We start from the raw sequence: 16,148 nt of genomic DNA, 5'->3' as shown, positions 1-16,148 counted from the left end.
CAAGCTCTTTTTCTCTTCTATTATCGGATCTCTTTAATTCTTGCTTTTTTACCGCGAAGGTTACGCAAGTAGTAAAGCTTAGCACGGCGAACTTTACCGCGACGAAGTACTTCTAGCTTCGCAATTTTTGGTGTGTGTACTGGGAAAGTACGCTCAACGCCTACTCCGTAAGAAATTTTACGAACTGTAAAAGTTTCGCTAATTCCACCACCACGACGCTTAATCACAACACCTTCAAATAACTGAATACGCTCACGAGTACCCTCGACAACCTTAACGTGTACACGTACAGTGTCACCAGGACGGAAAGCAGGAAGATCAGTACGAAGTTGTTCTTTTGTGATTTCTTCAATCAATTTTTGCATCGTTTTCAACTCCTTCCAACAGACGCTCATGCACATCAAACTTCTAAATCCATTGCAGCGGAACATCGTTATAAGACTACAATCTGATAGGTATCAGCTCAAGTCACAAGAATTATCATACCACAATTACTAGACACGCGCAATACTACTTGTATTCTTTTTTTATTTCTTTAAGCCATTTTTCCTGTTCATCAGTTAATTCCATTTTCTCGAAAAGGTCTGGTCGTCTTAAAAATGTTCGACGTAATGCTTCTTTATTGCGCCATTCTTCTATTAACTTATGATTCCCTGACATTAGGACTTCAGGAACCTTCAGGCCGCGAAAATCCGCTGGTCTTGTGTAGTGAGGATGCTCTAACAGTCCCGTACTGAAGGAATCTTTCATATGTGATTCCTGATTGCCCAGCACCTCTGGCAGAAGTCGGACAACACTATCAACTACCACCATTGCACCAAGTTCACCACCAGTCAGGACATAATCGCCGATCGAGATTTCATCTGTTACCACATGTTCTCTTATTCGTTCATCGTATCCCTCATAATGACCGCAAATAAATATTAAATGCTCTTCTTTTGCCAGTTCCTCTGCTTTTCGCTGTTGGTAGCGTTCACCTTGAGGGCAAAGCAGAATGACCCTTGGGTTCTTACTTTTAGCATTATCCTTCAGTGCTGATACGGCATCAAAGATCGGCTGTGGTTTTAGAACCATCCCAGCACCGCCGCCATAGGGATAATCATCAACAGTAGAATGTTTGTTATCTGCATACTCACGAAAATTTATCACATTGTAACTGACTGCAGATTTTTCAGCAGCTTTATTCAAAATTGATTGACCAAATACCCCAGAAAACATTTCTGGGAAAAGGGTAAGGATATCAATCTGCATCATGAAAGCAGCCCTTCCATCGGTTCAATTAAGACGACTTTTTCTTTCACATCTACTTTCTTGACCACATCATGGATATAAGGGATGAGTATTTCTTTGCCTCCCTTACCTTTAACCACCCATACGTCATTGGCACCAGGAGATAAAATTTCAGAGACTTTTCCAAGTTCTTCTCCTCTTGTTGTAGCAACAAGACATCCTATAATCTCATGGTAATAAAATTCATCTTTCTTAAGTGTACCTAATTGGGATTCAGGAACCTTCAAAATTCCTTCTCTGAACTTTTCTACTTCATTGATATTGTTATACCCTTCAAATGTAAGTAATTCAAAATTTTTATGAGTTCGATGGCTTTTGACTGTTAATTCAATCGGCGAACTTGAACCCGGCATAAACAAATATAAAACATTACCAGCCTTATAGCGTTTTTCAGGGAAATCAGTCTTTGATATGACCCGGACTTCCCCCTTAATTCCCTGTGTGTTAACAATTTTCCCGACATTAAACCATTTTTCCATTTCATTATTCACCTTCTCTAATTTCCTCAATTATACCGTCTTTAATGATAATCTCAGGCTGTCCTGTGCGTTCATTCCAGGAATCGCCTATTTTCACTTCAATGAGTGCTTGTACTTCCTTTTCCTTTAATTCACTGCCTAAAGGTAGCATATGTAATTGTTCGATTTGAAAGTCAAGAAGCTTTTCTTTTTCTAAACGTTTACTGATTTCTTTTTCAAATTGAGCCTTCAACGCTTGAGGTGAAAAATTTTTGGTTTTTTCCATCCGCTTCAATTCAAATTGAAGCTGACTGTTTTCCCGTTGAAGCTGTAGTTTTTTAGCCTCATATTGATGGAATAATTTTTTCTTACTATTTTCCGTTAGAATTTGTTTAACCACAACCGTTTGAATGATTTGCAAAGAAAGGACCTCCCTTACGTCTTCACATTCGTATGCAAAAAAAGGGAGGAATTAATTCCCCCCTTTCTTCTAGGTGCAAAAAGCTATTCACCAATTTCTAGAAAAATTTTCTTTTGTTGTGATGATCCTGCTGCATAAACAACAGTTCTAATGGCCTTTGCAACACGCCCTTGTTTACCAATCACTTTTCCCATATCTGTTTTATTCACAGACAGCTGATAAGTAATCCGGTTATCGTCTTCCTTAACATCCACATGGACGTCTTCTGGAAAATCAACAAGGGGCTTAACAATCGTTTCGACTAATTGTTTCATCGTCGTCCGTTTTACTTACTTAATTTTGCATTATGGAATTTTTCCATGATGCCTTGGTTAGAGAAAAGGTTACGAACTGTATCAGATGGTTTCGCACCGTCTTGTAACCACTTAAGAGCTAGTTCTTCGTTGATGTCAACTTTTGCTGGTTGTGCAACTGGATTGTAAGTTCCAACAACCTCGATGTAACGTCCATCACGTGGAGAACGAGAATCTGCTACTACGATACGATAGAAAGGAGTTTTGTTAGCTCCCATACGTTTTAAACGAATTTTAACTGCCATTTTAAAAAAGCACCTCCGAATAGTTTCACACAAGATAGTATAATATCAATTCTTTTATAGTTTGTAAAGTGTTTTTTCTTTACATACAGTATTACCAATTTTTTCAAAAACAAAACAAGTTAGAATGGATTAAATGGGAACTTAAATCCACCTTTTTTCTTACCTTTTTGCTGCATTCCAGTCATTTGTTTCATCATTTTTTTCATGTCGTCAAACTGCTTCAACAAACGGTTTACTTCTGTTACAGAACGACCGCTGCCCTTAGCAATCCGGTTTTTCCGTTTCGCGTTCAAGATTTCAGGGTTCGTTTTTTCAGCCATCGTCATTGAACGAATAATTGCTTCTACATGGGAAATTTGTTTTTCATCAATTTGAAGATTATTTAATCCCTTGATTTTGTTTGCACCAGGCATCATCTTTAATAATTCGTCAAGCGGTCCTAAATTCCGGACTTGACCAAGTTGATCCAAAAAATCTTCGAGCGTAAAAGACGCTGTCCGCATTTTTTGTTCCAACTCTTTTGCTTTTTCTTCATCAACATTAGCCTGTGCTTTTTCAATCAACGTAAGCACGTCACCCATACCAAGGATTCTAGATGCCATCCGTTCAGGGTGAAACGGTTCAAGAGCGTCTAACTTTTCACCTAAACCGACAAATTTAATCGGTGTTTGGGTAACTGCGCGAATTGATAACGCAGCTCCGCCCCTGGTATCGCCGTCCAACTTGGTTAATACAACACCAGTTAGACCGAGCTGTTCATTAAAGCTTTGAGCAACATTGACCGCGTCTTGACCAGTCATGGCATCGACAACTAAGAAGATTTCATCAGGCTTTGTCAATTCTTTAATGTCTTTTAACTCACCCATTAATGCTTCATCCACATGAAGTCGACCAGCTGTATCAATAAGGACATAATCATTATGATCTTCTTTTGCTTTTGCAATTGCCTGCCTAGCAATCTCTACTGGGCTTACTTGATCACCGAGTGAGAAAACGGGCATGTCCAATTGTTTACCAAGAGTTTCAAGTTGTTTAATGGCAGCAGGTCGGTAAATATCTGCAGCAACAAGCAATGGCTTGCGGTTATACTTTTTGCGAAGTAAATTAGCAAGTTTGCCTGAAGTTGTCGTTTTACCAGCCCCCTGTAAACCGACCATCATAATGACAGTAGGGGGACGATTAGATGCAGCGATTTTGCTTTGTTCTCCACCCATTAATTCCGTTAATTCTTCATTAACGATTTTAATAATTTGCTGTCCTGGTGTTAAGCTTTTCAGTACTTCCTGTCCAACGGCACGTTCACTGACTTTTTTCACAAAATCTTTAACTACCTTAAAGTTTACGTCTGCTTCTAGTAAAGCGAGACGCACTTCCCGCATCATTTCTTTAACATCCGCTTCTGAGACTTTCCCTTTTCCACGGATTTTCTGAATTGTATTCTGCAGTCGGTCGGCTAATCCTTCAAATGCCATTCATGCCGCCTCCTAATCTAAATTCTCCAACTCGGCAACAGCTTCTAGCATTGCCTGCTTTGAAGGGTCGTCCTCGTTAAGCAATTCTTTCACATTTCTTAAAAGTTTACTACGCTCTTGAAATTTATGAAATAACAGCAGCTTTTCTTCATACTCCTCGAGCATTGTCTCAGTCCGCTTAATATTATCATAGACGGCTTGTCGACTGACATCATACTCTTCGGCTATTTCTCCTAATGAGAAATCATCTAAATAATAGAGAGACATATAGCTTTGCTGCTTAGGTGTTAACAACGAATGATAAAAATCATAAAGATAATTCATTCGTGTTGTCTTTTCAAGCATGCCAATCCCCTCCAACACGTATGTTAAGTGAAAAGCCTTTACATAAGTAGTTTACAGGGTCGGACATTATCTGTCAAGATAATCCCTTTACATCACCTATTCGGTTTGTTCAATTTCATTCGCAAATAAGCCATATACATATTTCTCTGCATCAAATTCCTGAAGGTCATCCATTTTTTCCCCCAGACCAACAAATTTCACAGGTATTTTTAATTCATTGCGAATCGCAAGGACGATTCCACCTTTTGCTGTTCCATCCAATTTTGAAAGGACAATTCCACTTACATTTGTCACTTCTTTAAATGTTTTTGCCTGGATTAACGCATTTTGACCTGTTGTTGCATCTAAGACTAGGATTACTTCATGCGGCGCACCAGGAACTTCTTTTTCGATGACACGCTTAACCTTCTCTAGCTCTTTCATCAGGTTTACTTTGTTTTGCAAACGTCCAGCAGTGTCACATAACAAAATATCGGATTTCCGTGATTTTGCTGCCTGAATTGCGTCATACATAACGGCTGCAGGATCTGATCCTTCTGCTTGCTTGATGACGTCAACACCTACTCTTTCTCCCCAGACTTCTAGTTGTTCGATTGCACCTGCACGGAAGGTATCACCTGCTGCCAATAGTACTTTCTTTCCTTCATTTTTAAATTTGTAGCCTAATTTTCCAATCGTGGTGGTTTTCCCCACACCATTAACCCCAACAAATAGGATAACAGTTAGACCGTCCTCTTGAATGTTTAATTTGGAGGATTGCTCCTCACCCGCATTATAGATATCAACCAGTTTCTCGGAAATTACGCTTTGAACTTCTCGTGGGTCTTGGATGTTCCTGCGTTTGACCTCCATTTTTAACTCTTCAATTAGTTTCATGACCGTATCAAAACCGACATCGGCCTGAATCATTATTTCTTCTAATTCCTCAAAGAAGTCTTCATCCACTTTACGGTATCTTGCAACAAGATCATTTACTTTTCCTGAAAAATTATTTCTTGTCTTCGTAAGACCTTCCTTAAACTTCTCTGTAACCGTATCGGTTGATTTAGTGATTTTTTCTTTTAACTTTTTAAAAAAACTCATTTTATCACTTCCTAATATTAAGTTTCAACAAGCTCTTTGGTATCTTCTAGACGAACGGATACTAGTTTTGAGACGCCTGATTCTTGCATGGTTACTCCGTATAATACATCCGCTTCCTCCATCGTTCCTTTACGGTGGGTGATTACAATAAATTGTGTCTCCTTACTATATCGTTTTAAGTATTGGCTAAAGCGCTGGACATTCGCTTCATCCAATGCCGCTTCAACCTCATCAAGAATACAGAATGGAACAGGACGGACTTTTAGAATTGAAAAGAGGAGTGCAATGGCTGTTAATGCTCGCTCTCCACCTGATAATAAGCCTAAGTTTTGCAGTTTCTTTCCCGGCGGCTGGGCAACAATTTCGACACCTGTATTTAATAGATCTCCTGGGATGGTAAGCACTAAGTCTGCTCTTCCCCCTCCAAACAGTGATCTGAATACTGGCTCAAAATGCTCTCGAATACCATTGAAGGTTTGTTCAAAGCGTTTTTTCATTTCCTCATCCATTTCCTCAATTACCATGTAAAGGGTTTCTTTGGCCTCCTGGAGATCTGTCTTTTGTTCATTAAGAAATTCATATCGTTCAGATACACGTTCATATTCATCAATCGCTCCGATATTCACATTTCCAAGTTCCTCGATGGCAAGTTTGATGAGCTTGACCTTCTTCCTAGCCTCTTCTAGCGGTATGGTTAATGGATATTGCTCCTTAGCCCCCTCAAACGATAAAAGATATTCTTCTCTTAAGCGGGCAAATCGGTTTTCAAGTTCTACATCCAAACGGTTAATTTTTACTTCCTCGTCTTTTAAAACAACAATTAGCCCACGCTGAAGTCGTTTTAATTCTTTTACTTCCAATTCTAAATCTTCTAATGTGGTCTTTAGGGTTAAGCGCTCTTCTCTTCTTACAGAAATTAACTTCATTGCGGCATCTTTATCTTGTTGTTTTCTAATTGCAGCAGTTTCTAGCTGCTCCTCACCGGATGAACTATTTGTCATTTCCGAAGTTAACAGATTAAGGTCTTCTGTATACAAAGAAAGCTTTTGTTTACTCTCATCTAAATCGGCTTGTAATTGAGCTAGGCGTTCTTGAGTACTCATATACTGTTCATTCTTGGAGGCAAAGGCAACTTTTAAATCGTTGATTTCATTCGAAAGTGCTTCTTTTGAGGTCAGATCATTCGACTTTTGTTCCGAGAGTTTTGATATTTGAGCATCTAGTTCTGCTAAAGAAGTTTTGTAGTTTTCCATCGCAGCAGATAATTCATTTTTTCTATTGGTTAGGGTTGTTTTCTCATCAAAAAATTGCCCTTTTTCAAGGTCATATATAGCTAATCTTTCATTAATGTTTTTTTCTTCAAGCTCTGCTTGGCGAAGATCACCCTTCAATGTCAGTTCCGTTAATCTCAAATCTTCACCATTTTTACGGAGTTCATCCAATAGAACCTCTAAATCTTGTACCTCTGTTTTTAATGACTTTACAAGATTCTCTAACTGAATTGTTTTTTCTTCCATCCCAATTAACTTTTCTTTTAACTCTTCAAGTTCCCCCTTACGAGTTAATAAAGAAGAGTTTTTTTGCTTAACCGCCCCACCTGTCATTGATCCGCCAGGATTGACGATATCTCCGTCAAGCGTGACCATCCGGCATCGGTATTGAAGAATTTTTGCTAATTCATTGGCACCTTTTAAGTCTCTTGTTATAACCACATTTCCAAGAAGGCTGCTCATAACCTCCGCGAATTTAGGATCAAATTTTACAAGACTGACGGCAGTTCCAATAAAAGATGGATGATTTTGAATCGAAGATAATTGGACTAAAGATAATGCTCTCCCCTTAATGACACTTAGAGGTAAAAATGTAGCCCTGCCAAAAGAATTTTGTTTCAAATATTGAATAGCTGATCGTGCATTTGGTTCATTATCTACCACAATATGCTGCAGTGCTCCGCCAAAAGCAGTTTCTAATGCCGTTTCATACTCTTTCGGAACGGTAACAAGTTCCGCTACAGCCCCTTCAATTCCCTTGAGATTTTTCCCTCGTGCTTTAAGAACCTCTTTGACACCTTGAAAAAAGCCTGAGTAATCTTCTTCCATTTCTTCGAGCACTTCTTTTCTTGACTGTGCCTGCTGAAGAATTTGATATGCCTGGTACAAAGTCTTTTCCTGTTTTTGATAATTATTTTTCAATGCTTCAAGCTTACGTTGCTTTTCTCTATAGGTACCGACTTGATTCTCTATTTTTTGTTGTATTTCGTTTAATGAAGATTGGATATCTAATACCTTGTCCTTCGCGATTTGCCGCTCTTCAATAAACTTGTCATTTTCAATATCTAAACGGGAACTTTTTCTTCCCTGCTGTTCAAGCTGCTGGTCAATGTACTTCAATTCATTTTTTGCACCAGCTTGGTCGTTAAGTATTTCAATATATTCACTTTTTAAGTTCTCGATTTTTTCTTCAATATTTTCATTAAATAACTGCAGTTTTGATTGCTTTTCTTTTAATTGTACTTGTAATTGGTTTACTTGCTTACTTAGTTCTTCAGCAGAAATAGAAACACTGTCACTATTCTTTTTTAATTGGCTAATTTTATCAGTTATTTCAATAATGTTCGTTTGAAGCTGTTCTTTATTTTGGGAGGAATTTTTCTTCCTTTCTTTAAGGACTTCTTTTCTCCCCTCAAGTTTTTCTAGTTCCTCTGTTGCATGAAGAAGAACATTTTGAAGGTCAGTAATGGACTCATCAAACGCAGCGATCTGATCTCTTTTTTCAACAATCTTAGCTTCCTTTACTTGCAGTTCCGTTGAAATTTTGAGTTCATCTTCCTGATGTACTTTTAACTGCTTAGAAAGTTCTTCCCATTTTTGGTGAAGATCTTCAATTTCATAAACAGTTAAGGAAACCTCAAACTTTTCAAGTTCCTCTTTTTTCTCCAGAAAGTCCTTGGCCATTGATGCCTGTATTTTTAATGGTTCAACTTGGCTTTCGAGTTCGTGAAGTATATCATTTACACGGTTTAAATTGTCCTGAGTCTCAAACAATTTCACTTCTGCCTTTTTCTTACGTTGTTTATACTTTAGAACCCCTGCAGCTTCATCAAATATGGTTCGTCTTTCTTCTGCTTTACTATTAAGTATTTCTTCCACTTTCCCTTGACTGATTATCGAAAATGCTTCTCGTCCCAGCCCAGAATCCATGAATAAATCAATGATATCTTTAAGACGGCATTGCTGTTTATTTATTAAGAATTCACTCTCACCCGACCGGGTTACTCTTCTCGTCACACTTACTTCGTTATAATCAAGGGATAAGCCTTGGTCTTGGTTATCTAAGGTCAATGTTACTTCAGCAAAATTCAGAGGCTTTCTTGTGTCACTTCCACCAAAAATAATATCCTCCATTTTGCTGCCTCTAAGCGATTTAGCAGATTGTTCCCCCAAAACCCAACGGATAGCATCGGTTATATTACTTTTTCCACTGCCATTAGGACCTACCACCGCCGTTACGCCTGGAACAAAATCAACCCCTATACGATCAGCGAAGGACTTAAAGCCAATAATGTCCAACCGTTTTAGAAACATTTCTTAATCCTCCCTATGCATGCAAGTTGGACTCCTTGCAAACATTTTGTCATTCTAAGTTGTTTTAGCCTTTAATATGTCTAAAGCCATTTGGGCGGCATGTTGTTCGGCTTCCTTCTTTGATTTTCCGGTTCCTACACCTAATTCCTTGCCATTCAAGGAAACTTTTGAAACAAATTCTTTGTTGTGGGCAGGTCCAATTTCTTGAAGTACACGATATTCAATTGTCCCTGTACCATCTCGCTGAATGAGCTCCTGTAATTGACTTTTATAATCCATCACATGAGAAAAAGCACCAGCATTTATTTTAGGGAAGACTACTTTCTCAAGAAAACTTATCACTGTTTCAATTCCTTGGTCTAAATAAAGGGCCCCGATGAATGCTTCAAAAACATCAGCTAATAAAGCTGGACGTTCCCTTCCACCTGTCATCTCTTCACCTTTACCTAACAATACTAATTTTCCAAAATGTAATTCATTAGCAAAAGATACTAGAGACGGCTCGCAAACAATGGCTGCTCGAAGTTTTGTCAATTCACCCTCGGTCATCGTTGGATATTTTTTGTAAAGGAATTGTGAAACAGTTAGTTCAAGAACAGCATCCCCTAAAAACTCAAGTCTCTCATTGTCTTCGAAAGGCTTTCTGCGATGCTCATTCACATAGGATGAATGAGTAAATGCTTGTTTTAATAATTTTTCATTCTCCATCGAAATACCAATCGTATGTTGAAAATCTTTAAAAAGATTTTCCTTTGCGCGATTATTCAACTCTTTTTCATTATTGTTCTTGCGCATATAAAACTTCTCCACCTTGCATCTAATAATTTACACACTACTGCCTACCCTACTACATTCTAGTTTAAAAAAGTTTTTCGCAAAACGCAAAGAAACTTGGCATCACTGTTGGAAGCCAAGTTCTATTTTACAGAATAAAGCCCCGTTTGAAAACGGAGCTTTTGTGAAGAAATCCAACGATTACTTTGTGCTTTGTATGTAATTAACAGCGTCACCAACTGTGCTAATTTTTTCAGCATCATCGTCAGAAATTTCCATATCGAACTCATCTTCTAATTCCATAACTAGTTCAACTACGTCAAGGGAATCAGCACCAAGATCATCTTTAAATGAAGCTTCAAGTTTAACTTGAGATTCATCTACACCTAAGCGGTCAACGATGATTTTTGTTACACGTTCTAATACCTCTGCCATGCCTGTTCACCTCCCCTCAAGCTATTATAGAGTATTTCAACAAAATAATACACTAGGTTTTTATTACTATTTGAATTTTAATCTTTTTAAACTGTCTAGCTCAAGCGCCCAAGGGTGCTTCCGCTTTTCTTATTACATTACCATGCCGCCATCAATATGAAGTGTTTGTCCAGTAATATAGGACGAATCATCTGATGCGAGGAACGCTGTTATTTTGGCGATGTCTTTAGGCTCTCCTAATCTTGCCAACGGAATTTGTTTTAACATTTCTGCTTTTACATCTTCCGGTAACTTATCTGTCATATCTGTTGTGATGAAGCCTGGTGCAATTGCATTAACTGTAATGTTACGGGATGCCAGTTCTTTCGCAGTTGTTTTTGTTAAACCGATGACCCCTGCTTTGGCAGCTACATAGTTGGCCTGACCTGGGTTCCCACTAACGCCAACAATTGATGCAATATTAATGATCCGACCCACCCGCTGTTTCATCATTTGTCTTGTTACTGCCTTCGTACAAAGGAACACACCTTTGAGGTTGATATTAATAACATCATCCCATTCTTCTTCTTTCATTCTCATCAACAAATTATCTTTTGTAATTCCTGCATTATTGACTAGAATGTCAAGTTTTCCAAAACTGGCTATGGTTCCTTTAATCATCTCAGCAACTTCTTCAGAGTTTGAAACATTGCATTTTACAGCGAATGCCTCTCTGCCAAGTGCTTTGATTTCATCGACAACCTCATTTGCTTTTGCTTCACTGCCTGAAAAATTTACGGCTACATTGGCTCCTTGCCTTGCAAGTTCGAGAGCAATTTCTCTGCCGATTCCTCTTGAGGCACCTGTGACAAGGGCTGCTTTCCCTTCAAGATTCATATTTTCTCCTCCTTTAATACATCAATAACAGATTGTGCACTTTCCTCATCCGAGACAGAGAAAGTGGTAACTGTTTTATCAATTTTTTTGATTAACCCTGAAAGAACTTTTCCAGGACCAACTTCAATGAATGTATCGACACCCAGCTCAATCATTTTGCGAACAGAATCTTCCCATAATACAGGGGAATAGAGCTGCTCAATTAATTTATCCTTCATTTCAGATGCTGAGCTAACAGGCTCAGCTGTTACATTTGCAACGATTGGGACTTCGGCATCCTTCATTTCAATTCCATCCAGAACTTCACGCAACTGGTCTGCAGCAGGCTTCATTAAAGTGGAATGGAATGGACCGCTAACTTCTAGAGGAAGAGCCCGTTTTGCTCCTGCTTCTTTTGCTTTGGCACTAGCCAACTCGACCCCTTTTCTTGACCCAGAAATAACAATTTGGCCAGGGCAATTTAGGTTTGCTAGTGAAACCGGATTCCCTGATTCACTTACCTCATTTGTTACTGCAAAAAGACGATCTCGGTCAAGCCCTAGTATGGCAGCCATTGACCCTTCTCCATTCGGGACCGCATTCTCCATAAATTCGCCCCGTTTTCTAACGACATATACTCCTTCTTCAAAAGAAAGGGTACCGGCAGCAACAAGAGCCGTATACTCCCCTAAACTGTGACCAGCTACGTAATCAGCCTTAATCCCAAATTTTTGAAAGTAATCTAAAATAGCAATACTTGTTGTTAATAGGGCAGGCTGTGTATTGTAGGTAATAGTCAACTCTTCCTTCGGGCCATCAAAAATTAGATTACTCAGTGGAATATTTAACTTTTTATCAGCTCTTCTAAAAAAATCCATCACCTCGGAATGTTTATCTGCTAATTCTTTTCCCATTCCGACCGTTTGTGACCCTTGTCCTGGAAATACGAATGCTATTTTATTCATTTCATAACTCCTTTACCGTTCTACTTTTTTCTCGATTCTCTTCTTCAGAAGACATCTTTATTAAACCAACAACATCATTGCTTACCATTTCCCTTGTTTGTCTAATAGCACTAAATATAGCCTGACCATTGGATGAGCCATGCGCCTTAATTACAGGAGCGTTCAATCCAAACAAAGCGGCACCGCCGTATTCGGAATAATCCAATGTATTTTTTAACGTTATAAGATTTGGTTTCAACACAGCTGCAGCTAGTTTACTTGTAAAACTACTCATCAATGCCGTCTTTAACATTTTAAACATAGAAAGTGCCGTACCTTCAATTGTCTTAAGAACCATATTTCCCGTAAATCCATCGGTCACGACCACATCCGCCACACCATCTAATAAATCCCGCGCTTCAACATTTCCCACAAAATTAATATCAGCATTCTTCAACAATTCGAAAGCATGCTTTGTTAGGTCATTCCCTTTCTTTTCCTCCGTTCCAATATTTAAAAGACCGACTCTTGGTTTGGAAATTCCTCTTACTTTCTCACTATAAATCGAGCCCATTAGTCCATATTGGAGGAGGTGCTCTGGCTTGGCATCCGCATTAGCCCCTACATCTAATAACAAGAATCCCTCGCCGCCAATGGTCGGCAGCGTAGGTGCTAAGGCTGGGCGATGGATCCCAGAAATTCTTCCTACTACAAAAAGTCCTGCCGCTACTAATGCACCTGTATTTCCTGCTGAGATACATGCATCTGCCAATCCATCTGCGACTTGTCCTGCGGCTAACACCATTGAAGCATTCTTTTTGCGGCGAACCGCTTTAACAGGCTCATCTGTTCCAAGGATTACTTCCGTTGTATGGATTACAGTGATCCGATCATGATTTGTTAAGGTTTCATTTATTTTATTTTCATCCCCGACAAGGGTAATATGTATATCTGAAAATGCTTGTACAGCTTTAAGTGCCCCTAATACGATTTCTTTAGGAGCATTGTCGCCGCCCATGGCATCGATTGCTAGTTTCATTTTCCTCATCCTCTACCGATTTTTCGAACGGTACATTTCAAATTCTCCGGTAAAAACAAGTTCATTATTAACAAAACTTGTTACTTCAACACTCGTTCTACCTTGATTCCGATCAATTTTTGTAACCTTAGCTTTTGCAATAACCCGCTCATTCAGTTTAACCAAACGGTTAAATTGAATATTCGCTTTTGCTGTTAGCGCCAGTTCATCATTTATTACAGCTACTGCTAATGAATTAGCCTGAGCGAATACATGATGGCCACGTGCAATGTTATTTCGTATAAAGACATGCTCTTTTTTTACATCAAAAATCGAAATGGCATTCTGATCTAATTCTATATGAATAATTTCACCAATGACTTCTTCAAGCGGTAATGAGCGGACTTCATCGTCAAATCGTTTCTCAGCTACAGTCTTAATCCGTTCACGAAGTTCTGGAATTGATAACTCTAAACGGTCAAGACGAATGGTTTGTACACTTACTTGAAATTTTTCTGCTAAATCTTCATCTGTAATAAAAGGATTATCTTTAATTGTCGTGGTCAACAATTGTTGTCTCTCTTTTTTACTTTTTCTCATGTATGATTACACCGTCCGAGATCTTATGACTAGGTACTAATAGTAGTATAAAATTTGAAAAAGCAGATTGCAAGAATTAGTTTTTATTCAAACCTTCTGCTTTTTCCAAAAAAGAACCTTTTAAGAAGAAAAAGTTTGGTTTAATCTAGTTTTTCCCCTTCTAATACGCCTGATTCATCGAGGATATTTCTTAGGTAATGATATTCTGGGTCTGTCCAAAATGCTTCAGACTGAATCAACATCACTGCATCATTTCGTGCAGTTTCAAGGGCTCGATAATCATGAACCATATCTGCGACCTTAAATTCAGGAACCCCGCTTTGTTTTCTGCCAAAAAAGTCGCCTGGCCCTCTAAGCTCTAGGTCTTTTTCACTTAAAACGAAGCCATCGTTCGTTTCGGTCATAATTCGCATGCGTTCCTGGCCCACTTCTGATTTTGGACTTGCCAGCAATATGCAATAGGATTGATCACTGCCTCGTCCAACTCTGCCACGCAGCTGGTGAAGCTGTGAAAGTCCAAACCTTTCAGCATCATAAATGACCATCATGGTCGCATTCGGCACATTTACTCCCACCTCAACAACCGTCGTTGAAATTAGTACCTGTACTTCGTTCGCACTAAATGCCTTCATTACCGAGTCCTTTTCTTCTGAACTTAATCGGCCATGCATAAGGCCCGCTTTAAATCGGTTTTGAAAATAATGACTTAATGTATTGTACACGTCAATTGCATTTTGAACATCAAGCTTTTCTGATTCTTCAATGAGCGGACAAATAACATAGGCTTGGTGGCCTTTTTGTAATTCTTTTTCAACAAAAGCCAGAACCCGTTCAAGCATTTCTGGTTTGGCCCAGTAGGTTTCTATCGTTTTTCTTCCAGCTGGCATCTCATCAATGATTGATACATCCATTTCACCAAAAACCGTTATCGCGAGTGTCCGTGGGATTGGAGTCGCCGTCATAAACAAAACGTCTGGATTCTCTCCTTTTTCTCTCAGTACTCTTCGCTGCTCCACGCCAAAGCGATGTTGTTCATCCGTGATTACAAAACCAAGCCTCTTAAAGGTGACCTCATCCTGAATTAGCGCGTGTGTACCAATTAAAATATCAACATTTCCTTCTGATAGTTCGGAAAGGATTTCTTTTCTTCGCTTCCCCTTTATCGAACTCGTCAGAAGCTCGCATCTGATATTAAATGGCTCTAACATACTTTTTAAGCTTTCTGCATGCTGCTCTGCCAATATTTCTGTCGGCACCATAAGCGCCCCTTGAAAACCAGCAGTAACACTGGCATACAAGCCAATAGCTGCAACCACTGTTTTTCCCGAACCAACATCTCCTTGCAGCAATCGATTCATACGAAGTGGTGATTTTAATTCTGCTAATACTTCATTGACCACCCGTGCTTGGGCATTTGTTAACGGGAAAGGCAGGCTATTAATAAATTCCTTTACTTTTGTTACATCATAGTTTTGGCAAACTCCAGGAGAATGCTCGCGTTCAAATTTCCTTAATGCCTGCATTTTTAATTGGAAGAAAAGAAATTCTTCATAAACAATACGCCTTCTCGCCTGTTTCACCTCTTCTTGGCTGTCTGGAAAGTGCATGGCTTTGAATGCTGCCTGCCTATCAAGTAATCGATATTTTTTTAAAAAAGCAATGGGTAGTGTTTCTTCAATAAAATCTCCATATTGTTGAAAAGCAATGCTAATAAATTTCCGTATTCCCTTTGTCGTTAATTTCCCTCTTAACGAATAAACGGGCTCAAAATCTTTTGTTTTTGCATTTGTTCCTATCTGCATCTCATTTGCCGTGATCGTTTGCCGATGGGCATCCCATTTCCCTGTGATCGTAATGGTTTCATTGATGATAATTTTATTTTTTAAATAGGGTTGGTTGAAAAAGACTACCTTAATCAAATGCGCTCCAACAAAAAGCCGGAACATAAGTTTTGATTTTTTCCTGCCAAAATAGCTAAGAGAAGGCTCACTGTGAACCTTCCCTTCCACTGTTACTTTCTCTTCATGCTGCACCTCAGTTATTTCCCGGAGGCGGTAATCTTCATAACGATAAGGAAAATACTCTAATAAATCTTTTATCGTAAAGATTTTCATTTCTGAAAAAATTTCAGCAGTTTCTTCACCAATTCCCTTTATGACGGTTATTGATTGATTAAGATGTGGATTCACTTTACTTTGCGGTATACCGAAGGTCCTAGCTTCCAGTTTATGACCTGTCGGCGCTGCCGCCAACCCTCCCTGCCCAGTTTTT

The 16,148-nt window shown here is 38.9% G+C and carries 17 protein-coding genes; all 17 read right to left on the bottom strand.

The window, feature by feature from the left end; translation table 11 throughout:
* Positions 1-20: 20 nt before the first annotated feature.
* The 17 genes from rplS to recG all read right to left on the bottom strand — a co-directional run bounded on the left by rplS (position 21) and on the right by recG (position 16,066).
* Positions 21-365, bottom strand: coding sequence for a 50S ribosomal protein L19 (rplS, locus tag ACE198_RS04400; protein WP_026566443.1), 345 nt, complete (start codon positions 363-365; stop codon positions 21-23).
* 145 nt (positions 366-510) lie between these two features.
* Positions 511-1,254 carry a tRNA (guanosine(37)-N1)-methyltransferase TrmD gene (trmD, locus tag ACE198_RS04395; protein WP_251456109.1) on the bottom strand — a complete coding sequence of 248 codons (744 nt, stop codon included), beginning with the start codon at positions 1,252-1,254 and terminating at the stop codon, positions 511-513.
* On the bottom strand, positions 1,251-1,769 hold the full coding sequence (gene rimM / locus ACE198_RS04390) for a ribosome maturation factor RimM (protein WP_098571672.1): 519 nt from the start codon (positions 1,767-1,769) through the stop codon (positions 1,251-1,253). The genes trmD and rimM overlap by 4 nt, the downstream gene beginning before the upstream one ends.
* Positions 1,770-1,773: 4 nt before the next feature.
* Positions 1,774-2,169: a YlqD family protein gene (locus ACE198_RS04385; RefSeq protein ID WP_251456111.1), complete on the bottom strand. Its 396-nt coding sequence runs from the start codon at positions 2,167-2,169 to the stop codon at positions 1,774-1,776.
* A gap of 83 nt (positions 2,170-2,252) precedes the next feature.
* Positions 2,253-2,483, bottom strand: a complete 231-nt coding sequence (locus tag ACE198_RS04380) for a KH domain-containing protein (protein ID WP_251456113.1) — start codon at positions 2,481-2,483, stop codon at positions 2,253-2,255.
* An 11-nt stretch (positions 2,484-2,494) separates the two neighbouring features.
* A complete protein-coding gene (rpsP, locus tag ACE198_RS04375; RefSeq protein ID WP_088086361.1) occupies positions 2,495-2,767 on the bottom strand; it encodes a 30S ribosomal protein S16 in 273 nt (90 codons plus the stop codon).
* Positions 2,768-2,886: 119 nt separating this feature from the next.
* Positions 2,887-4,239, bottom strand: a complete 1,353-nt coding sequence (gene ffh, locus ACE198_RS04370) for a signal recognition particle protein (RefSeq protein WP_098571670.1) — start codon at positions 4,237-4,239, stop codon at positions 2,887-2,889.
* 12 nt (positions 4,240-4,251) lie between these two features.
* On the bottom strand, positions 4,252-4,584 hold the full coding sequence (locus ACE198_RS04365; RefSeq protein ID WP_098571669.1) for a putative DNA-binding protein: 333 nt from the start codon (positions 4,582-4,584) through the stop codon (positions 4,252-4,254).
* Between the two features lie 96 nt (positions 4,585-4,680).
* Positions 4,681-5,667, bottom strand: a complete 987-nt coding sequence (gene ftsY, locus ACE198_RS04360; RefSeq protein ID WP_098571668.1) for a signal recognition particle-docking protein FtsY — start codon at positions 5,665-5,667, stop codon at positions 4,681-4,683.
* 17 nt (positions 5,668-5,684) lie between these two features.
* Positions 5,685-9,251, bottom strand: coding sequence for a chromosome segregation protein SMC (gene smc / locus ACE198_RS04355; protein ID WP_375374794.1), 3,567 nt, complete (start codon positions 9,249-9,251; stop codon positions 5,685-5,687).
* Between the two features lie 54 nt (positions 9,252-9,305).
* Positions 9,306-10,046, bottom strand: a complete 741-nt coding sequence (gene rnc / locus ACE198_RS04350; RefSeq protein WP_283878296.1) for a ribonuclease III — start codon at positions 10,044-10,046, stop codon at positions 9,306-9,308.
* A 180-nt stretch (positions 10,047-10,226) separates the two neighbouring features.
* Positions 10,227-10,460 carry an acyl carrier protein gene (gene acpP / locus ACE198_RS04345; protein WP_026566432.1) on the bottom strand — a complete coding sequence of 78 codons (234 nt, stop codon included), beginning with the start codon at positions 10,458-10,460 and terminating at the stop codon, positions 10,227-10,229.
* Between the two features lie 132 nt (positions 10,461-10,592).
* Positions 10,593-11,336 (bottom strand): 3-oxoacyl-[acyl-carrier-protein] reductase, encoded by a 744-nt coding sequence (gene fabG / locus ACE198_RS04340; protein ID WP_251456118.1) that lies wholly within the window; start codon positions 11,334-11,336, stop codon positions 10,593-10,595.
* Entirely contained in the window at positions 11,333-12,280 is a 948-nt protein-coding gene (gene fabD / locus ACE198_RS04335; protein WP_375374793.1) for an ACP S-malonyltransferase, read from the bottom strand. Before fabD ends, fabG begins: the two co-directional genes overlap by 4 nt.
* A 1-nt stretch (position 12,281) precedes the next feature.
* Positions 12,282-13,298 (bottom strand): phosphate acyltransferase PlsX, encoded by a 1,017-nt coding sequence (gene plsX, locus ACE198_RS04330; protein WP_375374792.1) that lies wholly within the window; start codon positions 13,296-13,298, stop codon positions 12,282-12,284.
* Positions 13,299-13,310: 12 nt separating this feature from the next.
* Complete coding sequence (fapR, locus tag ACE198_RS04325; protein ID WP_251456121.1) at positions 13,311-13,877, bottom strand: transcription factor FapR; 567 nt, start codon at positions 13,875-13,877, stop codon at positions 13,311-13,313.
* A 140-nt stretch (positions 13,878-14,017) separates the two neighbouring features.
* Complete coding sequence (gene recG, locus ACE198_RS04320) at positions 14,018-16,066, bottom strand: ATP-dependent DNA helicase RecG (RefSeq protein ID WP_375374858.1); 2,049 nt, start codon at positions 16,064-16,066, stop codon at positions 14,018-14,020.
* Positions 16,067-16,148 lie beyond the last annotated feature (82 nt).

Origin of the sequence: Neobacillus sp. KR4-4, from assembly GCF_042136325.1 — a bacterium.
Taxonomy (GTDB): Bacteria; Bacillota; Bacilli; order Bacillales; family Cytobacillaceae; genus Neobacillus.
The sequence above is the reverse complement of the archived record's forward strand: the minus strand, read 5'-3'. Positions and strand labels throughout refer to the sequence as shown.